Source organism: Methyloversatilis discipulorum, from assembly GCF_000527135.1.
Classification (GTDB): Bacteria; Pseudomonadota; Gammaproteobacteria; order Burkholderiales; family Rhodocyclaceae; genus Methyloversatilis; species Methyloversatilis discipulorum.
Genome location: NZ_AZUP01000001.1, coordinates 2759118 through 2782438 on the forward strand (window position 1 = coordinate 2759118; position 23321 = coordinate 2782438).

Consider the following 23321-nt stretch of genomic DNA (forward strand, 5'->3'; position numbering starts at 1 on the left):
GGCCCCCAGAGAATCATGCCCAAAATCGCACTCATCACCGGCGTTACCGGCCAGGACGGCGCTTACCTCGCCGAATTCCTGCTCAAGAAGGGCTACGAGGTCCACGGCATCAAGCGTCGCTCGTCGCTGTTCAACACCGACCGCATCGACCACCTGTACGAAGACCCGCACGTCGACAACCGCAAGTTCATCCTGCACTACGGTGACCTGACCGATTCGACCTCTCTGGTGCGCATCATCCAGAAGGTGCAGCCGGACGAAATCTACAACCTGGCCGCCCAGTCGCACGTGGCGGTGAGCTTCGAAGAACCGGAATACACCGCCAACGCCGACGGCATCGGCGCGCTGCGCATCCTGGAAGCCATCCGCATCCTCGGTCTGGAAAAGAAGACCCGTTTCTACCAGGCGTCGACCTCCGAGCTTTATGGTCTGGTGCAGGAAATCCCGCAGAAGGAAACCACGCCCTTCTACCCGCGCAGCCCGTACGCGGTGGCCAAGCTCTACGCCTACTGGATCACCGTCAATTACCGCGAGGCCTATGGCATGTACGCCTGCAATGGCGTGCTGTTCAACCACGAGTCGCCGGTGCGCGGCGAAACCTTCGTCACGCGCAAGATCACGCGCGCCATCGCACGCATCGCCCTCGGCCTGCAGGACTGCCTCTACCTCGGCAATATGAGCGCGCTGCGCGACTGGGGTCATGCCCGCGACTACGTCGAGATGCAGTGGCTCATGCTGCAGCAGGATCATGCGGAGGACTTTGTCATCGCCACCGGCGTGCAGTACAGCGTGCGCCAGTTCGTCGAGTTTGCCGCTGCCGAGCTGGGCATCACGGTGCGCTTCGAGGGTGAAGGCGAGAAGGAAGTGGGCATCGTGGCCGCTGTCACCGGTGACCGCGCCAAGGTGAAGGTGGGCGACGTGATCGTGAAGGTCGATCCGCGTTACTACCGCCCGACCGAAGTGGAAACCCTGCTCGGCGACCCGACCAAGGCGCGCGAGAAGCTGGGCTGGACGCCGAAGACCACGCTGCAGGAACTGGTCAAGGAAATGGTCGAATCCGACTACACCAGCGCCAAGCGCGATGCGCTGGTGAAGATGGCCGGCTTCCAGGCCTACGATTACCACGAGTGAGCGGGCGAACCATTCCATGGACAAGCACGCGCGCATCTATGTCGCCGGCCATCGCGGTCTGGTCGGCTCGGCCATCGTCCGCAATCTCGAGGCGAAGGGCTACACGAACGTCCTCAAGCGGACGCACGCCGAACTCGATCTGACCGATGCCGCCGCGACCGACGCCTTCTTCGCCGAACACAAGCCGGAATACGTGTTCCTCGCCGCCGCCAAGGTCGGCGGCATCGTCGCCAACAACAGCTACCCGGCTGAGTTCATCCGCGACAATCTGGTGATCCAGGCCAATGTGATCCACAGCGCGTGGAAGCATGGCGTGACACGGCTGATGTTCCTCGGGTCGAGCTGCATCTACCCGAAGATGGCGCCGCAGCCGATGCGCGAGGACTGTCTGCTGACGGGGCCGCTGGAACCGACCAACCGGCCGTATGCGCTGGCCAAGATCGCCGGCATCGAAATGTGCTGGAGCTACAACCGCCAGTACGGCACCAAGTACCTGGCGGTGATGCCAACCAATCTGTACGGGCCGGGCGACAACTACCACCCGGAGAACAGCCACGTCATTCCGGCGCTGCTGCGCAAGTTTCACGAGGCGAAGCAGCGGGGAGACCGGACGGTCACCATCTGGGGTACTGGCACGCCCCGGCGCGAATTCCTGTACAGCGACGACATGGCTGACGCCTGCGTCTTCCTGATGAACCTGCCGGATGACCGCTACACGAGCCTGCTGGGCAGCGACGAATCGAAGACCGGCCGCTTCGAGCCGCCGCTGGTGAACGTCGGTGTGGGCGAAGACGTGACCATCAAGGAACTGGCCGGACTGGTTGGCAATGTGGTTGGTTTCGACGGCGAGCTGGTATTCGACACGACCAAACCCGATGGCACGCCACGCAAGTTGATGGATGTATCGCGCCTGAATGGAATGGGCTGGCGAGCCGCGACCGCCCTGCGTAGCGGTCTGGCAGACGCCTATCGGGATTTCACCTGTCAGGCTACCTGACCCTCACCGCCCCCGCCTCCACCTTCAGCCGCTGTCGCCCGTGTCCGGCCGGAATCTGCACGGTGCCGGCCAGGCGATACGGACCGACCACGCTCGGCGCCACTTCGACCACGGCGCGGCGCCCGGCGGCCGAATGGCTTTCCAGCCACCAGCCTTTGTCGTCGCGCGTGGTGCGCATGCCGAAGGGCCGCGCCAGCGGCTCGCCGACGAACACGCCTTCGCCGGGCCAGGCGACGCTCTTCCAGTAGGCTTCGATCAGCGTTTCGCCCTCGGCGTAGAAGGTCATCAGGATGCCGGGGTGCGGGAACTTGCCGAGGTGGTTGCACGGCTCGACCACGGTGCCGTAACTGCCGGTGGCGCCGGCCCGCAGCCACTCGAGCGCGCTCATCTGCGTCTGGTTGCCGGTCAGCTGGCCACCGAAGGAGGTCAGATGATCGGCCGGCGCGCCGGGCAGGAAGGTGAGCGTGTCGAGCGCCGGCACCCTGACCGCACCGGTGAAATAGCCGATCACGTCGCGCCGCCCGCCCGCCTCGGCTGCGGTCGGCGTCTCGAAATGCAGGCCGCGCACCTGCTGCACGATTTCGTCGAACATGCCGGCGCGCACGTTGCGTGCGGCGTCTTCGGTACGGACCAGATAGACGCTGCCCTTCGGATAGCTGTAGTCCGCCGCGATGCCGCGGTCGATCAGCTGGCGCACCTGCTCGACCGAATCGCCGGCCAGCAGCATGGCCGGTCGCGGCATCGGCATGTCCTCGGCCATGCCGCGGCCGCCATTGAACATCCGGCTGGTCTGCGTCGGCCCGCAACTGGCCGAGCAGAAGCGTTCGTCGTAGCCGAAGGCGAAGGCCGAGGTGATGCTCATGCAACCGGCGCGCCACGGCTTGGTCCATGCCAGCGCAAAGGCCTGGATGCCGGGCGGCAGCTTCTGCTCGACTTCCGCCTGCAGCGCTTCGAACTCGGCGCGTGTCAGCGCCGCGCGGTCGTGCGGCAGCCGTACCTCGATCAGATTCGCTTCCGGTATGCCGCGGCGGATGCGGTAGTAGGTACCGGCATCGACGCTGGCCGGATCGGACACATTGACGATGACCGCCAGTTCGCCCGGTCCCAGCGCGTGCGCCACCTCGACCAGAGGCAGCGACAGAACCAGCAGCAGGGCACGGAGACAGATCAGGAGTTTCGGCATGTGACGTCCGGAGGGCATATCGGTCAGGCCGACAGTCTATATAGGCAGACGCCTGCGAGACACCTGTCCGCGCACGGGCATGGCACCATCCGGGCGCAGATCCAGCCCTGCGCCCACGACACTATCCAACGGAGGTTCACTCGAATGCGTTATCAAGCCTATCGTGAGCAGTGCAATGCAGACAGCCTGACGATGATCGACGCCGAAGTCCCGCGTCCCGGTCCCGGTCAGGTGCTGGTCAAGATGCGTGCGGCGTCGCTGAACTACCGCGACCTGTTCATCCTGCAGGGACTGTATCCCGGCGTCGATTCGAAGGATCTGATCCCGCTGTCCGACGGCGCCGGCGAGGTGGTCGAGATCGGCGCGGGCGTCGACCGCTTTGCCGCTGGCGACCACGTGATCGGCACCTTCTTCGAAACATGGATCGCCGGTCGACTGCAGCCGGCGTATTTCGGCAAGACCCTGGGCGGCACCGCACCCGGCGTGCTCACCGAGTACCGCCTGTTCCCGCAGGAATCGTTGGTCGCCAAACCGGCTCACCTGAGCTTCGAGGAGGCGGCGACCCTGCCCTGCGCCGCGCTGACCGCGTGGAACGCCCTGTTCGAAGGCCCGGCCCCGCTGCGTGCCGGCGAGCGTGTGCTGGTGCTGGGCACCGGCGGCGTGTCGATGTTCGCGCTGCAGTTGGCGAAGGCGGCCGGCGCCGAGGTGATCGCCACCTCGTCGAGCGACGCCAAGCTGGAAAAGGCAAAGTCGCTGGGCGCGACCACGCTGATCAACTACCGCAGCCACCCGGAGTGGGATCAGGAAGTGCGCACCGCCACCGGCGGCGCAGGCGTGAATCACGTGGTCGAGGTCGGCGGCCCGGGCACGCTGCAGCGCTCGATCGCGTCGCTGGGCCAGAACGGCCAGGCGCACCTGATCGGCGTGCTGACCGGCGGCGAAATCAACCCGCTGCCGCTGCTGTTCACCACCTCGACCGTGCGCGGCGTGTTCGTCGGCTCGCGCGAAATGTTCGAATCGATGAATGCGGTGATTTCACTGCACAAGATCCACCCGGTCATCGACCGCGTGTTCGGCTTCGACGAGGCACGCGCCGCACTCGCACACCAGCAGAGCCAGGCCCATGTGGGCAAGGTGGTGGTGAGTATTGGCTGAGGGTAGAGGGGCTAGGGGCTAGAGTCTAGCCGCGTCCAGTCTCCCCAGCCCCCAGCCCCTAGTCCCTAATCCCCAGCCCCTCTCACAGCGCCTTCGCCGAGAAGGTGTCGCAGGCCGCCATCTCGCCCTGTTCCAGCCCGCGGCGGAACCAGCGCATGCGCTGTTCAGCGCTGCCGTGGGTAAAGCTTTCCGGCACCACATAGCCCTGCGCCTGTTTCTGCAGCGTGTCGTCGCCGATGGCGGTGGCGGCACGCAGGGCCTCTTCGACGTCGCCCTGCTCCAGGATGCTGCGCGAACGGTTGGCGTGGTGCGCCCAGATGCCGGCGAAGCAGTCGGCCTGCAGCTCCATCCGCACCTGCAGCAGGTTGGCCTCGCGCTCGCCTGCGCGCTGTTTCGCGCGCTGCACCTTTTCGGCGATGCCCAACTGGTGCTGCACGTGGTGCCCGACCTCGTGCGCGATCACGTAGGCCTGGGCGAAATCGCCGGGCGCGCCGAAGCGGCGCTGCAGGTCGTCGTAGAAACCCAGGTCGAGATAGACGCGTTCGTCAGCCGGACAGTAGAACGGCCCCATCGCCGCCTGCCCCACGCCGCAGCCGGTCTGCGTGCCGCCGGTGTAGAGCACCAAGCGCGGCTCGCGGTACTCGCCGCCGCCGGCGCGGAACAGCGCGCCCCAGGTGTCCTCGGTATCGGCCAGCACGCGCGACGTGAAGCGCGCGAGGCCGTCCTGCTCGGCCTGGCCGGTCGATTGCACTCCCGGCTGTAGCGGCGCCTGCTGCTGCGCATCCGGCAGGCCGGCGCCCATGTTCAGAACCACCGACGGATCGACGCCGAAATACATCGCCACCAGCGCCAGCACGATGGTGCCGATGCCTATGCTGCGCCCGCCGCCCGGCAGACCGCCACGGGCGCCCCGCCTGTCCTCGATGTTCTCGCTTTCCCGTCCGTCGTCCAGTCGCATGTCCGTCCCTCCTCGCAGACGCACATGATAGGCGGATCAGGTGGTCGCGGTATCCATCACCGGCAGCCACAGCGTCACCGTCGTGCCCGCGCCGGGCGCACTGACGATCTCGATCTCGCCACCGTGCAGATCCATGATCTCCTTGACCAGCGACATGCCCAGGCCGGTGCCCGGAATGTTGCCCGACGGGTCGGCGCGGTAGAAACGCTCGAAGATGCGCGCCTGCTGCTCGGGCGTCATGCCGATGCCCTGGTCGCTCACGTGGATGCCGGCCATCAGGCGCGAGTTGCGCGTCACTTCGGTCACCGACAACCTGACCTCGCCGCCGTCCGGCGAGTACTTGAAGGCGTTGGTGATGATGTTGCTCAGCGCGCGCACCATCTTCTCGTGGTCGACGCGGATGCGCGGCATCGACTGCGGCATGTCCAGCGACACCCGATGCGTGTCGCCCGGCATCGCGAGGCCTTCCAGCGTCGCGTTGATGAGCATCTTGACCGGCAGGTCCTCGTAGCGGAAATCCTGGCCGGCGCGCGCCTCGATGCGGGCGAGGTCGAGCAGGTCGTTGATCAGGTTCACCAGCACGCGCGACTGCCGGTGGATGATGCCGTGCATGCGCCGGCGTGCCGTCTCGTCGTACTCGCGATTCAGCAGCAGTTCGGCAAAGCCGAAGATGGACGACAGCGGTGTGCGCAGTTCGTGCGCCGCCGTGCTGAGGAACTCGCTCTTCATCCGGTCGACTTCGAACTGCTGTGTGATGTCGCGGAAATAGAGCACCGTTTCCGAGCGCCCCTGCGGTGCCACGCGTGCGCTGCGCTCGAGCACGCGGCGCTCCGGGCGCAGCAGCCATAGCCGCTGCGCCTCCTCGCTCGACCCGTCGAGCGCGAGCTCCGGCCACGGCTGCGCCGGGTCCGACAGCCCGGCCATGCGACGGTCGAAAGCCTGCGCGTCCAGCCCCAGCAGTTCGCTCTGCGCCAGATGCGTCATGCGCACGAAAGCAGGGTTCACATTGGTCAGGATACCGTCGGCATCGAAGGTGACGAAGCCGTCGGGCGACAAGGCGAACACGGTGTGCAGGCGATTGGTACGGCGGATCAGCTTCTGCTCGAATTCGACCCGCTCGGTGATGTCGTCGAACACATCGACGTAGTGCGTCACCGTGCCGTCGTTGTCGCGCACTGGCGACGACGACAGCGCCACCCACAGGGTGCGTCCGTCGGCACGTCGCACATCGACCGTGGTGCTGAACGGTTTGGCGTGCGCGACGGCCCAGCGCATCTCGTCGCCGACGCGGTCGGCAGCCTCGCCGTCGGCGGCGTACGAGAACGGTCGTCCGATCACTTCCTGCGCGCCGCGTCCGGTCAGTCGCTCGAAGGCCGCGTTCACATAGACGACCGGCAGACCGCTGCGCTGCACATCGCGGATCAGCACCGCTTCACTCGACGATGCCAGTGCCCTGTCGTGCAGCCGCATGCGCGTCTGCGCAGCCACCTGCTCGCTGACGTCGCGCAGCAGCAGCGTATGCACGACGCGCCCCTCATGCACGAAGCGGCTGGCCGATACGGTCACCGGGAACTGACGCACGCCCGCACGCAAGCCGGTGCTGTCCTCGTGTCGTGCCAGGCGCGTCACGGACTGCGCGTCGTGCAGACCTGCGGCGAACCAGTCCGCGTCGAACTGAGGCAACAGGCGACACAGTGGCAGGCCGATCACCTCGTCCGCCCGGCGGTCGAACATGTCGGCCGCAGAACGGTTCATGCTCAGCACCATGCCGCCCTCGTCGGTCGTGACGATGCCGTCGGCCGCGGTGTCGAGCACGGCCGACAGCCGCGTCTCGCTGAGCGCCAGTTCGCGCGCTGTCGCCCGTGCGCTGCGGTGCGCCCGCGCCGTCTCGGCCAGCAGTCGCAACAGATGGAAGAGCACGGCACTGAGCGCAACCCCCATCAACGGCACCAGCCACAGCACCAGGTGGTCGGAACCGAAGCCGGCCGGCGCACGGGTGCGCACCGTCCATACATGGCCAGCGACCTCGATCTCGCGCACGTCCTCAAGACCCGACAGCTTCTGGTCATCGGCAGCATTGCTGTAGAGCAGCGTGGCCGTATCCAGACTGCGACCGTCGTGGATGGCGACGACCACGTGATCGGCGTAACCGCGCAGCGCGCTACCGAACAGATCGTGCGCGCGATAGGGGCTGTAGGCGTAGCCGATCAGCGCGCGCCGACGCGCCTCGACCGTGTCGACTGCGGCACCACGCGCATATATCGGGTAGTACAGCAAGAAGCCCGGCTGCACGCCGTCCTTGCCCTCCTGCATCAAAGTCACCCGACCTGACAGCGAAACGTCGCCGCTGTCGCGCGCGCGGCTCATCGCCGCCGACCGTATCGGCTCCGAATTCATGTCGTAGCCGAGCGCCTTGCGGTTGCGCTCGTTCAGCGGGGCGAGGAAAAGGATGCTGTGATACTCGGCACGCGGCGTGTCCGGCTTGATCGCGTAGTCCGGCATCTGCCGGCGGACTGACGCCTCGTGCGCTGCCTTGTCGGCCGCGGCCACGCGCACCGTCAGGCCGACGCCGAGGATGCCCGGGTAGTTGCGTTCGAGATTGAGCTCATTGACGTAGTCGTGCCACTCGTCGCGCGTGACCTCGCGACTCGCGCGGACCAGGCCGGCCGCGCCGCGCAGGATTTCCTCGTGCGCAACCATGCGCCGGCGCAGCTGGGCGACCACCTTGTCGACCTCGCTGTCGAAGCGCTGCGCGGTGGCGGCGTTCAGGCGGTCCCAGAGCAGCGTGCTCACCGCGGCGGTCACCAGCAGGCCGAGCGACAGCGCCAGCCAGGCCAGCCAGTCGGGAATGGTCAGCCGGTGGCGCAGGCTGGCGTCGGTCGCTGCCATCGTCGCGCTCCGGGCCTGCGGCCCGTCACCCTTCATCGCGCCGACGAGCCTCCGAGCAGCGCAGCGATCCGGTCAAGCAGTTCCATCGGGCTGAATGGCTTGGTCAGATAGGAGTCGGCCCCGGCTTCACGGCCGGCCTCGATATCCTGCTGCTGGCCGCGCGCGGTCAGCAGGATGACGGGCACCCGCGCCGTTTCGGGCTGCGCGCGCAGGCGACGACATAGTTCCAGCCCGTCCATCGACCCCGGCATCATCACGTCGAGCAGCACCAGGTCCGGCGTGTGCTGCTGAATCTTGCTCCAGCCGATGTCTGCGTTCTCGGCCTCGCTCAGTTCGAAGTCGCCGAACTCCAGGGTCATGCGGATGAGCTGGCGGATTTCCGGCTGATCCTCGATCACCGCGATGCGGGCGCCCATGTCAGTGCGCCCCCGGCACGCGGACTGGGGTGGCACTGCGGACAGGGGACACGTTCATTGCAAGCTCGCCGGAGAGGAATCCGGACAGCTTAACGACGTGAACGCGAATTTGCTTGAGTCGTGTGCGGGACCCGCCCGCACGACGCGCTCAGCCCGCGGCGAACACCAGGATGACCTGATCGACTGCCAGGCTCTCGCCCGCTCCGGCCGACACCTTCTCGACCACGCCGTCACGCTCGGCACGCAGGATGTTCTCCATCTTCATCGCCTCGATCACGGCCAGCCGCTCGCCGGCCTTGACCGCCTGCCCCGGTTTGACGGCGACCTCGCGCAGCAGGCCGGGCATCGGTGACAGCAGGAAGCGCGACATGTCGGGCGCCGCCTTGACCGGCATGCGTGCCAGCAGTTCGGCGGCGCGCTGGCTCATTACCTCGGCGTCGACGCGCACGCCGCGGTGCTGCAGCCGGTAGCGCAGGCCGATTCGTTCGACCTGCACGGCAAAGGGCTTGCCGTCCAGTTCACCACGATAGACCGGGTCCGACACCTTCCAGTCGGCCACCAGGCGATGCGGCTTGCCGTCGATGCTGACCACGTGGTCGTCGCCGTCGACATCCAGCTGTACGAAGTGGGCGACGCCGCGCAGGCGCACCACCGCTTCCGGCTTGATGCGGAACTCGTGGCCCGGCATCTGGCCGACGATGCGCGAGGCGCGCTCGTTGTAACGCTGGTGCACGCTGGCCGCCACCGCCAGCAACAGCGGCGCGTCCTCGAACTCGGCGGCCGCGGGATCGAAGCCCTGCGGGTATTCCTCGGCGATGAAGGCGGTGGTGAAGCGGCCGGCCGCGAAGCGTTCATGGCCCAGCACCGACGATACGAAAGCGATGTTGTGATTCGGACCGCGGATGACGAAATCGTCGAGCGCGTCGCGCAGGCGGGCGATCGCCTCGTCGCGGGTGCGGCCGTGGCAGATCAGCTTGGCGATCATCGAGTCGTAGTGCATCGACACTTCGCCGCCTTCATAGACGCCGGTGTCGACGCGCACAGCATCGGTTTGCACCGGCGGCCGGTACTTCACCAGCCGGCCGACCGAGGGCAGGAAACCGCGCGCCGGGTCTTCGGCGCAGATGCGCGCCTCCATCGCCCAGCCATCCAGCTTCACGTCGGCCTGATCGAAGGTGAGCGGCTCGCCGGCGGCGACGCGGATCATCTGTTCGACCAGGTCGAGGCCGGTGATCAGTTCGGTCACCGGGTGCTCGACCTGCAGCCGGGTGTTCATTTCGAGGAAGTAGAAGGACTTGTCGCGACCGACCACGAATTCGACCGTACCGGCCGACTGGTAATGCACCGCCTTCGCCAGCTTCACCGCCTGCTCGCCCATCGCGCGCCGGGTATCGGCGTCGATGAAGGGCGACGGCGCCTCCTCGATCACCTTCTGGTGGCGGCGCTGGATCGAGCACTCGCGCTCGTTCAGGTAGACCACCTTGCCGAAGGCGTCGCCCAGCACCTGGATTTCGATGTGGCGCGGCTCCTCGACGAATTTCTCGATGAACACGCGATCGTCGTTGAAGGCGTTCTTCGCCTCGTTGACGCACGACGCGAAGCCCTCGTGCGCCTCGGCGTCGTTGAACGCCACGCGCAGGCCCTTGCCGCCGCCGCCTGCGCTGGCCTTGATCATGACTGGGTAGCCGATGCCGCGCGCGATCTCGACCGCGCGCTCCGGGCTTTCGATCGGATCGTTCCAGCCCGGAATGGTGTTCACGCCCGCTTCCTTGGCCAGCTTCTTCGACGCGATCTTGTCGCCCATCGCGGCGATGGCGTGCGTCTTCGGGCCGATGAACACGATGCCTTCGCGCTCCAGCGCCTCGCAGAAGGACTCGTTCTCCGACAGGAAGCCGTAGCCCGGATGTACCGCCTGGGCGCCGGTCGCCTTGCAGGCGGCGATGATCTTGTCGGCGACCAGATAGGACTCGCGCGCCGGCGCCGGGCCGATGCAGACGGCTTCGTCTGCCAGTTCGACGTGCAACGCATTGGCGTCCGCCTCGGAATACACAGCGACGGTGGCGATGCCCATGCGACGCGCGGTGCGGATGACGCGGCAGGCGATCTCGCCGCGGTTCGCGATCAGGATCTTTTCAAACATGGGAGGTCTCCGCGGCGACTTGTGCGCCCAACATTTTCGTAATCATGTTCAACCTTCCTCTCGCACCATCACAGCGGAATGTTGCCGTGCTTGCGCCACGGGTTCTCGATCTGCTTGTCGCGCAGCATGGCCAGCGAGCGGCAGATGCGCTTGCGCGTTTCGCTCGGCATGATCACGTCGTCGATGAAGCCGCGCTTGCCGGCGATGAAGGGGTTGGCGAACTTCTCGCGGTACTCGGCTTCACGCGCGGTGATCTTGGCCGGGTCGTTCTTCTCTTCGCGGAAGATGATTTCCACTGCGCCCTTCGGCCCCATCACCGCGATTTCCGCGCTCGGCCAGGCGAAGTTCACATCGCCGCGCAGATGCTTGGAACTCATCACGTCGTAGGCGCCGCCATAGGCCTTGCGCGTGATCACCGTCACCTTGGGCACGGTGCACTCGGCGTAGGCGTAGAGCAGCTTGGCGCCGTGCTTGATGATGCCGCCGTACTCCTGCGCGGTGCCCGGCATGAAACCCGGCACGTCGACCAGCGTGATGACCGGAATGTTGAAGGCATCGCAGAAACGCACGAAGCGCGCCGCCTTGATCGAGCTCTTGATGTCCAGACAGCCGGCCAGCACCAGCGGCTGGTTGGCGACGATGCCGACCGTGCTGCCTTCCATGCGGGCGAAGCCGACGACGATGTTTTTCGCGTAGTCAGGCTGGATTTCGAAGAAGTCGCCGTCGTCGACGATCTTCAGGATCAGCTCCTTCATGTCGTAGGGCTGGTTCGCGTTGGCCGGCACCAGCGTGTCGAGGCTGGGGTCGAGGCGATCGGTCGGGTCGGTGCTCGGGCGCACCGGCGGCTTCTCGCGGTTGGACAGCGGCAGGTAGTTGAACAGGCGGCGGGTGTACATCAGCGCATCGACGTCGTTCTCGAAGGCGAGGTCGGCCACGCCGGACTTGGTGGTGTGCGTGGTGGCGCCACCGAGGTCCTCGGCAGTGACTTCCTCGTGCGTCACTGTCTTCACCACTTCCGGGCCGGTCACGAACATATAGCTCGAATCGCGCACCATGAAGATGAAGTCGGTCATCGACGGCGAGTACACCGCGCCGCCGGCGCAGGGGCCCATCACCAGCGAAATCTGCGGAATGACGCCGGAGGCCATCACATTGCGCTGGAACACCTCGGCATAGCCGCCGAGCGACGCCACACCCTCCTGGATGCGCGCGCCGCCTGAATCGTTGAGGCCGATCACCGGTGCGCCCACCTTCATCGCCTGGTCCATCACCTTGCAGATCTTCTCTGCGTGCGACTCGGACAGCGATCCGCCGAACACGGTGAAGTCCTGCGAGAACACGAACACCAGCCGGCCGTTGATGGTGCCGTAGCCGGTCACCACGCCGTCGCCCGGCACCGAATCGTCGGCCATGCCGAAGTCGGTGCAGCGGTGCTCCTTGAACATGTCCCACTCCTCGAAGCTGCCTTCGTCGAGCAGCACCTCGATGCGCTCGCGCGCGGTCAGCTTGCCGCGGGCGTGCTGCGCGTCGATGCGACGCTGGCCGCCGCCGAGCCGGGCCTGCTCGCGCTTGGCGTCGAGCTTGCGGATGATGTCTTGCATCGTCAGTCCTCCGTGAATTCAGTCCATTGCCTGCAGCAGGCGCAGCGCGGCCGCCGAAGCTGGCAGGGTGCCGGCGGCGACCGCCGCGCGGATGTCCGGCAGCGCGGCGCGCACCGCCGCGTGATGTTCGAAACGATGGCGCAGGCCCTGGTCGACCAGCGCCCACATCCAGTCCAGCGCCTGCCGGCTGCGCCGCGCCTCCCAGGCGCCGCAGGCCTGCATGGCATCGCGGTAGCGCAGGATGGCCGACCAGAAGTCGTCCAGCCCGGCGTGCTTCACCGCCGACACCTTGAGCACCGGCACCGTCCAGTCGGGTGAGGCCGCACGGAGCAGGTGCAATGCACCCTTCATCTGCTGCATCGCGCGCTCGGCCGCGGTTTCGTCGAGGTCGGCCTTGTTGAACACGACCACATCGGCCAGTTCGACGATGCCCTTCTTGATCGCCTGCAGGTCGTCGCCCGCATTCGGCAGCTGCAGCAGCACGAACACGTCGGTCATGCCGGCGACCGCGGTTTCCGACTGGCCGACACCGACCGTTTCAACGATCACCACGTCGAAGCCGGCCGCTTCGCACACCAGCATGGCTTCGCGCGTGCGTGCCGCCACGCCGCCCAGACTGCCGGCCGACGGTGACGGACGGATGAAGGCGTCCAGACTCTGCGACAGGTGCTCCATGCGAGTCTTGTCGCCGAGAATGGAACCGCCGGTGACCGTTGACGACGGGTCGATCGCCAGCACCGCCACCTTGTGGCCGCGCGCGATCAGCGCCAGACCGAGCGCTTCGATGAAGGTGGATTTGCCGACGCCGGGCACGCCGGAAATGCCGACGCGGATCGAACGCCCGGTGCGGGGCAGCAGCGCGCGCAGTACTTCGCCTGCGCGCAGCTGATGGTCGTCGCGCGTCGATTCGATCAGCGTGATGGTCTTGGCCAGCGCGCGGCGCTGGCCGGCCAGAACGCCATCGATCAAGGACTGATCGGACGCGTCGATCACGCGACCTTCGCCCGGATCGCGTCCAGCGTGTCCTTCGCGGCCTTCGGAATCGGCGTGCCGGGGCCGAACACGCAGGACACGCCGTGGCCGTACAGTTCGTCGTAGTCCTGCGCCGGAATGACGCCGCCGACCACCACCACGATGTCGTCCGCGCCCTGGGCACGGAGGGCGGCGATCAGCTGCGGCACCAGCGTCTTGTGACCGGCCGCCAGCGTCGATACGCCGACCGCATGCACGTCGTTTTCGATCGCCTGCCGCGCCGCCTCTTCCGGCGTCTGGAACAGCGGCGCGATGTCCACGTCGAAGCCGAGGTCGGCAAAGGCGGTGGCGATCACCTTGGCGCCGCGGTCATGACCGTCCTGGCCCAACTTGGCGATCAAGATGCGCGGGCGACGGCCCTGCTCTTCGGCAAACTGGCTGACCTCCTCCTTCATCGCGCCCCATCCTTCGTCATCGGCCACCACGGACTGATACACGCCGCTCACCGCCTGCGTGCTCGCGCGGTGACGGCCCCACACCTTTTCCAGCGCATCCGACACCTCGCCCACCGTGGCGCGCGCGCGCATCGCGGCGACCGACAGTTCGAGCAGATTGCCCTGGCCGGATTCGGCGGCGGCGGTCAGTGCCGCCAGCGCGGCATTCACCGCCGCCGCGTCGCGGCTGGCGCGGATGCGCGCCAGTTGCGCCACCTGCGACTCGCGCACCGCGACATTGTCGATCACCAGCACGTCGAGTGCGTCTTCCTTGTCCAGCCTGTACTTGTTCACGCCGACGATGACGTCGCGGCCGGAGTCGATGCGCGCCTGTTTCTCGGTCGCGCACTTCTCCACCTGCAGCTTGGCCCAGCCGGATTCGACCGCCTTGGTCATGCCGCCCATCTGTTCCACTTCCTCGATGATGGCCCAGGCGTGGTCGGCCATGTCCTGGGTCAGCTTTTCCATCATGTAGCTGCCGGCCCACGGGTCGATCACATTGGTGATATGCGTCTCTTCCTGCAGGATGAGCTGGGTGTTGCGCGCGATGCGCGCCGAGAACTCGGTCGGCAGCGCGATCGCCTCGTCGAAGCTGTTGGTGTGCAGCGACTGCGTGCCGCCGAACACCGCGGCCATTGCCTCGACCGTGGTGCGCACGACGTTGTTGTACGGGTCCTGTTCGGTCAGCGACCAGCCCGAGGTCTGGCAGTGGGTGCGCAGCATCTTCGACTTGGCGCTCTTGGCGCCGAAGCCGTCCATGATGCGGCTCCACAGCAGTCGTGCCGCACGGAGCTTGGCCACTTCCAGATAGAAGTTCATGCCGATGGCGAAGAAGAAACTCAGTCGCCCGGCGAAATCGTCGACGTCCATGCCGCGCGCCATCGCGGTGCGTACGTATTCCATGCCGTCGGCCAGCGTCAGCGCCAGTTCCAGGCCCTGGGTCGCGCCCGCTTCCTGCATGTGGTAGCCGGAGATCGAGATCGAGTTGAAGCGCGGCATGTTGCGCGCGGTGTATTCGATGATGTCGGCGACGATGCGCATCGACGGCTGGGGCGGATAGATGTAGGTGTTCCGCACCATGAATTCTTTGAGGATGTCGTTCTGGATCGTGCCCGACAGCTGGGCCTGCGGCACGCCCTGTTCCTCGCCGGCGACGATGAAGCCGGCCAGCACCGGCAGCACGGCGCCGTTCATCGTCATCGACACGCTGATCCTGTCCAGCGGAATGCCGTCGAACAGGCGCTTCATGTCTTCCACGCTGTCGATCGCCACGCCGGCCTTGCCGACGTCGCCCACCACGCGGGGGTTGTCCGAGTCGTAGCCGCGGTGCGTGGCGAGGTCGAAGGCCACCGACACGCCCTGGGCGCCGGCGGCCAGCGCCTTGCGGTAGAAGTTGTTCGATTCTTCGGCGGTCGAGAAGCCGGCGTACTGGCGGATGGTCCAGGGCCGCGCCGCGTACATCGTGGCCTGCGGACCGCGCACGAAGGGCGCGAAGCCCGGCAGCGTGTCGGCGCTGGGCAGTCCTTCGACGTCGGCGCGGGTGTACAGCGCCTTCACCGTCAGCCCTTCCGGCGTCTTCCAGTCCAGATTGGCGGGGTCGCCGCCGGGCGCGGATTTGGCGGCAGCCTTCAGCCACGCTGCGTAATCGGGGTGGGCGCTGCCCGTGGTGTCGGCCATGGTTCTGTCCTTGCGGATTGCGGGTCGGCGCTGCCGGCACGGCATCGGTCGGATACCGGCTTGACTCAGCGCGCAACGGAGAATACTTTATCCATAATTATGAATGCAAGCGGATGTTGCGTTGCAGAAAACACGACCAGTCATGATGCTGGCCGTCTGGCTGCACACGGCTTTTCGCCCCTCATCCGCGCTAAGCTCGAAACACACACATGAACAGCGAAACCCTGAATCCCTCCGCCGAAGCCATCGCTCCGCGCGCTCTATATATAGAGGTCGCCGACCGCCTGCGCCGGCTGATCCAGAGCCACGCGATGGCGCCCGGCGAGTGGATAGACGAACAGGCGCTCGCCACCCAGTACGGCATTTCGCGGACGCCGCTGCGCGAGGCGCTGAAGGTGCTGGCGACCGAAGGCATGGTGGTGCTGAAGCCGCGCCGCGGCTGCTACGTCGCGCAGATCAGCGGCGGCGACCTGGAAGAGATCTACCCGATCATGGCGCTGCTCGAAGGCGAATGCGCCGCCGGCGCCGCCCGTCGCGCGTCCGACGCCGACCTGGCCGAACTGGCCGCGCTGCACCAGGCGCTGGAAGACAGCGCCGCGGCGCGCGACATCGACCGCTTCTTCGACGCCAACCAGCGCTTCCACCTGCTCATCCACCACATCGCCGGCAACCGCCGCATGGCGCAGATGATCGACGAGCTGCGCGCGGTGCTGAAGCTGCAGCGGCACGACTCGCTCTACCTCGAAGGCCGGCTGGTCGCCTCGCTGGAAGAGCACCGCGTGCTGCTCGCCGCGCTGCAGGCGCACGACACCGAAGCCGCCCGCCGCGCGATGCAGGAACACATCGAAAGCAGCCGCAAGGCGCTGAGCAGCTGAAGGGACGGCGGCAGCCGGAAGACCGACCTCCCCTCAGCGGCGCGCTGCACCCTCGACACGGCCATATCGTCTTTGTCCATTCGAAGGGACCGCGCAAGCCGGCGCCGATACGACCGCCCTCACCGGCCCGCATCGTCGGAGATGGCGATATCACCCACTTTCCAGAAGATGGTCCGGTACAGCGTGCGCATCCGCGCAACGACTGCGTCGTCGACCCGGCCGGCGCCATAGCGCACCTGTTCGTACAGCAGCACCAGTTCGGCAAACTGACGACGCAGATGTGCATGCCGCTGTCCGAGCATCAGGAGGTACTCGCGGGTATTCGCCGCAGCGGGCCGCTCGACGTCATGCAGGATCAGCAAACGTTCGAACGCTCGAAAGTACTGCCGTCCCCCGGCTGCACCCCGCGCGTGCATCGCGAACAGACCGAACCGCCCGTAGTCCAGCCAGACCCTGAGCCAGACACCTGGTCGCGATTCCCGCCACAACAGTATCGCCGCCACCAGCAGGGCGAGCGCGATCAACGCCGGCAAGGCCCGCATCAGATCGCGCCAGTGCGCCTCCAGCGCGTCAAGCAGTCCTTGCCACAGCCGCCCGAGCGACTGCATGACCGGTGCGCTCACGCGCTCCAGGCTCTCCGCGACGTCGGCCATCCGCGTAATGGCGGAAGACTGCCACTGCGGCATGCCGACGCGGCCCGCGGCATCGCGCATCTCGGCAACGGAGGGCAGACCGCCCCCGGCAGGCGCACCGTTCGCCCCACGGCCACCGCCGCCCCCAGCCCCGCCCGGAGCAGTTCCGCTCTGCCCCGGATCGACACCTCCGACGTAGCCGAGATCGGTCGGCTGACCGTAACGCCAAGTCAGGTAAGGCAGGCTGATCTGTGGCGTGATCGCATAGACCAGCGCAGCGATGGCGAGGATCGCCGCGGTCGCAGACGCGATCGCGGCGCTCTGACCGCCGACCCGCGCACGGACCGCTCCGAAGTCGGCAAGGTCCTGAGCGCGCCGCGATATCTGTTCCGCAACGAGCGTGAATACGACCGCAGCGACGTAAGGCAGCAGATAGAACAGCATGGTCCAGTCGGCCCGATGGTGGGTGGCCGCAAACATCACCATCACCAGCGATACGAGCAGGCCCAGATAGAGTCGCCGTCGCGTCGTGGTAACGCAGTTATTGGACGCCTGCAGCATCGCCAGTACATAGACGCCGGCCCGCTGCCCCCAGATGGGGAAAAGGATGAACACCGACACCAGCGCACCGACGATCAGTACCGCCTTCTGTCGGCGGCGCCCTTGGGCGCTCTCCACGCCCCGCTGGCGCCAGCCGACGCGCAACGTCCATGCGAACAACCCGCCCCAAAGCAGATTCTCGATCAGGAATCCACCGTAGCGGATATCGAGAAAGGTGTTGCATGCGACGGCAAGAACGAGCGCTGCATACAGGCCGACATAGGCCGGTAGATAAGCGACCGGCGGACTCACGGGTTGAACACTTTCATCAGATCGTCGCCGCGCCGCACGTGGACGCAATGCGCGCCAAGTTCCAGCAAGGCCCCCTCGCGCTTGCTTCCGGCATCCGCCGGACCGCCGAACGAGGCGCCATCGAACACGACAGCGATCAGGTGGGCGCGCCTGACACGCAGTTGCGCGAGCGCCTGGAGCGTGGCGGCGAAGCGAACGGCCGGCTCGGAAAGGAACACCACGACCGTCTCGCCCGCCACCACCTGCAGGGCGACACGCTGCAACAACCGAGCGTAGGGCACCTCGCCGTCCGCTTCGATGACTGCAAGCACGTCCAGTACGTTCCGGTAGTGATGTTCGCCGCTGCCCACCGGGATGCCGATGGACGTGCTTGCCTCGCCAAGCACGCGCAGGCGGAGGTTGCGAGCGCACGCGAAGCGCGCCATCGAGGCGGCAATGCGGACCGCGTACTCGAAGGTCGCCTCCTTGCCGCGACCGATATTGGCCACGGCGGACGGGTCAAGCGCCACACAGAGGCAGGCCGAGGCGAGCGGCTCGAACTCCTTGACCATCAGTTCTCCGCTGCGCGCCGTGCTTGGCCAATGAATGTGGCGCGGATTGTCGCCGTGGCGATACTCCCGCAAGCCGGAGAACTCGGCGGCGCCGCTCCCCTCCGGCAAGAGGTAACCACCGCGATGCAGCTGACTCGGCGCTCCGCGAAGCGGAAGATCGACGATGGGAAACAGATCCGGATAGACGGTCAGCGTCTGCACGCCCTCCTGCCGACGCTGGCGCACCTCGACCAGGCCAAGCGGAAAGCTTGACGCCAGAGAGACCGGCCCCAGCCGATAGAAGCCGCGTTTCTCGCACGTGAAAGACATTTCGAAGCTCCGCGTGCGGCGGCCGGGCAGGTAGGCCATGACACCGAGCGCCCGAAGTCCGGTCCGGCCGTCGCCCGGTTCGAGCACCGGCAGACGGTCGTGCACTTCGATCATGAAGCGCGGCAAGCGGCCGTGGTTGGTCACTGCGACGTTGAAGCGGATCGTCTCTCCTTCCTCCGCACGGCCCGGTCCGCTGCGAACCACCGACAGCCGGCGCACCAGCCAGTGGGGCCACACGATGCCCGCAATCAGCGTAGCCAGCAGCAGCGAAGCAAGCCCCCAGGGGAGTGTCTGTGCGCGGCTGATCGCCGCCACGTACGCGACAAGGGTCAGGAGGACGAGCACGAACAGCCGCTGACGCGATCTCATCCAGACGCGAGCTCCCGCCAGCATCAGATCGGCGGCGGAAGCTGGTCGAGTATGTCGCGCAGGATGTCGCGCGCGCTGCGTCCGAGCGCGGCGGCCTGCGGACGCAGCACAAGACGGTGCTCGAGCACCGGGCCCGCCATCGCTTTCACCAGATCGGGCGTGACGAAGGACCGGCCGCGCAGATAGGCCAGTCCCTGCGCGCCGCGGGCCAGTGCCAGAGTACCGCGAGGGCTGGCGCCGAGGCGCAGGTCTGCGTGTTGCCGCGTGGCCGCCGCGATACGTACGACATACTCCATGACTTCGGGCGCGATATGCATCGCCTTCACGCCGTCGCGCGCAGCCAGCACCTCGGCTTCGGTCATGACGGGGCCGAGCGCGTCGATGGGATGGGACTGCGCCTGAGCAGAGAGAATCTTCATTTCCTCCGACAGACTTGGATAACCGACAGCGAGCCTGACGAAGAATCGATCGAGCTGTGCTTCCGGCAAAGGGTGCGTGCCGGCCATGTCGATCGGGTTCTGGGTTGCCAGGACCATGAAAAGCCTGGGCAGATCGCGTGTGACGCCATCGGAGGTGACACGGAACTCCTCCATGCACTCGAGCAGCGCAGATTGAGCGCGCGGCGTGGCACGGTTGATCTCATCGGCCAGCAGAAGACTGGTGAATACCGGTCCGGCACGAAACTCGAACTCCGCGCTCTTCTGGTTGTAGATCGCCACGCCGGTGATGTCCGACGGCAGCAGATCAGGCGTACATTGAATGCGCTTCATGTCGGCAGCAACCGATCGGGCCAGCGCGCGCGCCAGCGTCGTCTTCCCGGTGCCCGGCACATCCTCCAGCAGCACGTGGCCGCGGCAGAGCAACGACACGACGGCCAGTTCGACGACGCTGCGCTTGCCGACGATGACCTTTTCGATGTTGGCGATGAGTGACGCAACGGACTGCATGGGAATCGTATATCCGAATGGGGTAGCACAACATGTTACCCGAGCGCCGCCGCCGGATGATGACGAAGTACTTATTGCGGCGGCGACTCGCGAGACAGTCGGCCGCTCCTTTCGGAAGGAATCCGAATGGTGCCGGACGGCGGCATGGATACACCCTGGTCACGTGCATCCTGCCGCGCTCAGCAGCGACCCGATCGTGCACGTCCGCAAGTCACGTCCACCCGCTCCGGTTATCGTTACAGTCACGGCGGTACCGGCCGTAAACGCTGCAGCAACACCGCGATACGGTACCCGACACCCAGCCATCCGACCGCAACGGAGCCCCCGTGAAATCAACTGCCATCGCCGCCGCACTGTGCGCCATTACGATGTCCCCTGCCTACGCCCTCGATCTGCTGGTTCCCGCCTACTTCTACCCGGTCGACGACGGCTCCAGCTACTGGCAGTCCTTGACCGACTCGGCGCCCGAGGTCGGCATCACCGCCATCCTGAATCCGGACAGCGGCCCCGGCAGTGCGCTCGACACCAACTACACCGCCGTGGTGGGCAGCCTGCAGGCTGCCGGTGGACGCGTGATCGGCTATGTGCATACCAGCTACGGCGCGCGAAGCGCCGCCACGGTGCGCGCGGAGATCGACCGCTACTACGCGCTGTACGGTGTGGACGGCATCTTCATCGACGAAATGTCGAATGACACGGCCCACCTCGGCTACTACCAGTCCTTGCACGACTACATCCGCGGGCTGGATGAGAGCGGCTTCATCGTCGGCAATCCGGGCACGCAGACCACGCAGGACTATCTGGCGACCGCCGATGTGCTGGTCACCTTCGAAAGCCCGGCTGCCGAATACGCCGGCTACGAAGCGGATGCGTGGACGCAGACGCAAGACGCCAGCCGCTTCGCCCACCTGGTCTACGAGGTGCCGGACGCCGCCGCGATGCAGGACGTGATCGCCCGCGCACGCGCGATGAACGTCGGCCACGTCTATGTCACCGACGACGACATCAGCAACCCGTGGGACACGCTGCCGTCCTACTGGGCGGCGCAGACCGCCGCCGTGGCGGCGGTGCCGGAGCCGTCGGCCTGGGCGATGCTGGCGGCCGGCCTCGGCCTGATCGGTGCGCGACTGCGCCGGCGCCGCTGAGGCGCTGGACACGCGGCGCCGGCCGCGAACACAATGCCTCCATGAACACCCGTGGCCGCCCCCCATGCCGCTGACCCCGACCAAACGCTGGGTCGTGCTGCGCCACACCGGCCACGGGCACCCGTCTCCGCACCGCCTCATGCGACGCGCCTTGCGCCCCCTCTCATTGCGGAGACACCATGAACTTCAGCTTCCGACCCAAGCTTCTCGACACGCTGCCGGCCTATGACCGCGGACAGTTCTCCGGCGACCTGTCGGCCGGCCTGACGGTCGGCGTGCTGGCGCTCCCGCTGGCCATGGCCTTCGCCATCGCCAGCGGCATGTCGCCGACCGCCGGCATCTGGACCGCCATCGTCGCCGGCTTCCTGATTTCGGCGCTCGGCGGCTCAAGGGTGCAGATCGGCGGTCCGACCGGCGCCTTCATTCCCATCATCTACGCCATCGTCGCCGACTACGGCGTGCAGAACCTGCTGATCGCCACCATGATGTCCGGCGTCATGCTGCTGGCGATGGGCGCCTTCAGGCTCGGCAGCATGATCCGCTTCATCCCGCTGTCGGTGGTGATCGGCTTCACCAACGGCATCGCCGTCGTCATCTTCATTTCGCAGATCAAGGATTTTCTCGGACTGAAGATCGACGCGCTGCCGGGCGAGTTCTTCGGCAAGATGCGCGCGCTGTTCGACGCGCTGCCGACGCTGGACCTGCCGACGCTGTCGCTGTCGCTCGCCTCGCTGGCCGTGCTGCTGGGCTGGAACCGGGTGGCGAAGGACATCGCGTGGATGCGCCGGCTGCCCGGCCCGCTGGCGGTGCTGGTGATCGCCACCGCGGCCAACGCGCTGCTGCAGCTTCCGGTCGACACCATAGGCAGCCGCTTCGGCGGCATTCCGCGCGAACTGCCGGACATCGGTCTGCCGGCGCTGTCGCTCGGCCTGCTCGGCAAACTGATCGCGCCGGCGCTGGCCATCGCGCTGCTCGGCGCCATCGAGTCGCTGCTGTCGGCGCGCGTGGCCGATGCGCAGATCGACGACCGGCACGACCCCAACCAGGAACTGATGGCCCAGGGCATCGCCAATGTCGCCGCACCGCTGTTCGGCGGCTTCGCCGCCACCGGCGCCATCGCGCGTACCGCCACCAATGTGCGCACCGGTGGCCGCACGCCGGTGGCCGGCATGCTGCACGCGGGCGTGCTGCTCGTCATCGTGCTGGCCGCCGCACCGCTGGCCGCGCACATCCCGCTGGCCACGCTGTCGGCTATCGTCGTCGTCGTGTCGGTCAACATGGGCGAATGGCACGCCTTCGCGCCGTCGGAGCTGCGCCGCTATTCGGCGCCCTACCGCACCATCCTGCTCGCCACCTTCTTCGTCACCGTGGTGTTCGACCTGACGCTGGCGGTGGAACTGGGCATGGTGCTGGCCAGCCTGTTCTTCATCTACCGCATGTCCGACCTGACGCGCATCGACCGCCTGCCGCTGGAAGAGCACTACGGCGTCGAGGCGCTCACGCGCGCCGACGGCACGCCGCGCATCCTCGCCTACCGGCTGACCGGTTCGCTGTTCTTCGGTGCCGCCAACAAGCTGGAAAACCTGCTGCTGATGCAGGACGGCCACCCGGACGCGGTCATCCTCGATCTGGAAAAGGTGATCAGCATCGACACTACCGGCCTCGACATCCTGCAGACGCTGCAGCGCAACCTCGCGCGGCGCGGCGCCACACTCATCCTGTGCGACCTGAACGAGCAGCCGGCCTCGCTGATCCGCCGCTCCGGCTTCGCGGCACGCCTGGGCGAGGACAACATCGCCGGCAACCTGACCGACGCCCTGCTGCGGGCCCAGGCGGTGCGCCCGACCACGCCGGCCGTCAGCTATACCTGAGCGCCCCCAGACCTGCCGCTTCGCGTCAGGCCCCCCGAGGGGGTCAAGAAAACTCGGGAGCGGCCCAGCGTTTTCTTGAGAGTTCCGGCTGGCCGATACGTCGTTCACCGTATTGGCCGCGCCGACCGCATTCGCAGAATGGGAAGTCTTGAAACTT

General features: G+C 66.8%; 17 protein-coding genes. 6 read left to right on the forward strand and 11 right to left on the reverse strand.

Annotation, left to right across the window (positions count from 1 at the left end):
• The first annotated feature begins 15 nt into the window (after positions 1-15).
• Both gmd and METFAM1_RS0112870 read left to right on the forward strand, forming a co-directional pair.
• Positions 16-1131, forward strand: coding sequence for a GDP-mannose 4,6-dehydratase (gene gmd / locus METFAM1_RS0112865; RefSeq protein ID WP_019915716.1), 1116 nt, complete (start codon positions 16-18; stop codon positions 1129-1131).
• Between the two features lie 16 nt (positions 1132-1147).
• Complete coding sequence (locus METFAM1_RS0112870) at positions 1148-2128, forward strand: GDP-L-fucose synthase family protein (RefSeq protein WP_019915717.1); 981 nt, start codon at positions 1148-1150, stop codon at positions 2126-2128.
• Here METFAM1_RS0112870 and METFAM1_RS0112875 read toward each other — a convergent pair.
• Entirely contained in the window at positions 2121-3311 is a 1191-nt protein-coding gene (locus METFAM1_RS0112875) for a TIGR03790 family protein (RefSeq protein WP_019915718.1), read from the reverse strand. The genes METFAM1_RS0112870 and METFAM1_RS0112875 overlap by 8 nt on opposite strands.
• A 144-nt stretch (positions 3312-3455) precedes the next feature.
• Between METFAM1_RS0112875 and METFAM1_RS0112880 the strand changes: the two genes are divergently transcribed.
• Positions 3456-4466: a zinc-dependent alcohol dehydrogenase family protein gene (locus METFAM1_RS0112880; RefSeq protein ID WP_019915719.1), complete on the forward strand. Its 1011-nt coding sequence runs from the start codon at positions 3456-3458 to the stop codon at positions 4464-4466.
• An 82-nt stretch (positions 4467-4548) separates the two neighbouring features.
• Here the strand turns inward: METFAM1_RS0112880 and ypfJ are convergent, their stop codons facing one another.
• From ypfJ to scpA, 7 genes are all read right to left on the reverse strand, one after another.
• The gene (ypfJ, locus tag METFAM1_RS0112885) at positions 4549-5424 is read right to left on the reverse strand and encodes a KPN_02809 family neutral zinc metallopeptidase (RefSeq protein WP_019915720.1); all 876 of its coding nucleotides are present in this window, start codon (positions 5422-5424) and stop codon (positions 4549-4551) included.
• Between the two features lie 36 nt (positions 5425-5460).
• Positions 5461-8313 (reverse strand): CHASE domain-containing protein, encoded by a 2853-nt coding sequence (locus tag METFAM1_RS0112890; RefSeq protein WP_024300685.1) that lies wholly within the window; start codon positions 8311-8313, stop codon positions 5461-5463.
• 32 nt (positions 8314-8345) lie between these two features.
• Positions 8346-8729: a response regulator transcription factor gene (locus METFAM1_RS0112895; RefSeq protein ID WP_019915724.1), complete on the reverse strand. Its 384-nt coding sequence runs from the start codon at positions 8727-8729 to the stop codon at positions 8346-8348.
• Between the two features lie 148 nt (positions 8730-8877).
• Positions 8878-10869, reverse strand: coding sequence for an acetyl-CoA carboxylase biotin carboxylase subunit (locus METFAM1_RS0112900; protein ID WP_019915725.1), 1992 nt, complete (start codon positions 10867-10869; stop codon positions 8878-8880).
• Between the two features lie 68 nt (positions 10870-10937).
• A complete protein-coding gene (locus METFAM1_RS0112905; RefSeq protein WP_019915726.1) occupies positions 10938-12470 on the reverse strand; it encodes an acyl-CoA carboxylase subunit beta in 1533 nt (510 codons plus the stop codon).
• Positions 12471-12488: 18 nt separating this feature from the next.
• Positions 12489-13463, reverse strand: a complete 975-nt coding sequence (gene meaB, locus METFAM1_RS0112910) for a methylmalonyl Co-A mutase-associated GTPase MeaB (RefSeq protein ID WP_019915727.1) — start codon at positions 13461-13463, stop codon at positions 12489-12491.
• Positions 13460-15613 carry a methylmalonyl-CoA mutase gene (scpA, locus tag METFAM1_RS0112915; protein ID WP_019915731.1) on the reverse strand — a complete coding sequence of 718 codons (2154 nt, stop codon included), beginning with the start codon at positions 15611-15613 and terminating at the stop codon, positions 13460-13462. The genes meaB and scpA overlap by 4 nt, the downstream gene beginning before the upstream one ends.
• A gap of 209 nt (positions 15614-15822) precedes the next feature.
• Here scpA and METFAM1_RS0112920 point away from each other — a divergent pair, with 209 nt between their 5' ends.
• The gene (locus tag METFAM1_RS0112920) at positions 15823-16488 is read left to right on the forward strand and encodes a GntR family transcriptional regulator (protein WP_019915732.1); all 666 of its coding nucleotides are present in this window, start codon (positions 15823-15825) and stop codon (positions 16486-16488) included.
• 119 nt (positions 16489-16607) lie between these two features.
• Here the strand turns inward: METFAM1_RS0112920 and METFAM1_RS0112925 are convergent, their stop codons facing one another.
• From METFAM1_RS0112925 to METFAM1_RS0112935, 3 genes are read right to left on the reverse strand one after another with little or no spacing between them, the layout of a single operon-like run.
• Positions 16608-17972, reverse strand: coding sequence for a DUF4129 domain-containing protein (locus tag METFAM1_RS0112925; RefSeq protein ID WP_019915733.1), 1365 nt, complete (start codon positions 17970-17972; stop codon positions 16608-16610).
• Positions 17969-19201, reverse strand: coding sequence for a DUF58 domain-containing protein (locus METFAM1_RS0112930; protein ID WP_157256624.1), 1233 nt, complete (start codon positions 19199-19201; stop codon positions 17969-17971). Before METFAM1_RS0112930 ends, METFAM1_RS0112925 begins: the two co-directional genes overlap by 4 nt.
• A 23-nt stretch (positions 19202-19224) precedes the next feature.
• Entirely contained in the window at positions 19225-20148 is a 924-nt protein-coding gene (locus tag METFAM1_RS0112935) for an AAA family ATPase (protein WP_019915735.1), read from the reverse strand.
• A gap of 326 nt (positions 20149-20474) precedes the next feature.
• Between METFAM1_RS0112935 and METFAM1_RS0112940 the strand changes: the two genes are divergently transcribed.
• Both METFAM1_RS0112940 and METFAM1_RS0112945 read left to right on the forward strand, forming a co-directional pair.
• Positions 20475-21293, forward strand: coding sequence for a spherulation-specific family 4 protein (locus METFAM1_RS0112940; RefSeq protein ID WP_029644360.1), 819 nt, complete (start codon positions 20475-20477; stop codon positions 21291-21293).
• 179 nt (positions 21294-21472) lie between these two features.
• The gene (locus METFAM1_RS0112945) at positions 21473-23164 is read left to right on the forward strand and encodes a SulP family inorganic anion transporter (RefSeq protein ID WP_019915737.1); all 1692 of its coding nucleotides are present in this window, start codon (positions 21473-21475) and stop codon (positions 23162-23164) included.
• Positions 23165-23321 lie beyond the last annotated feature (157 nt).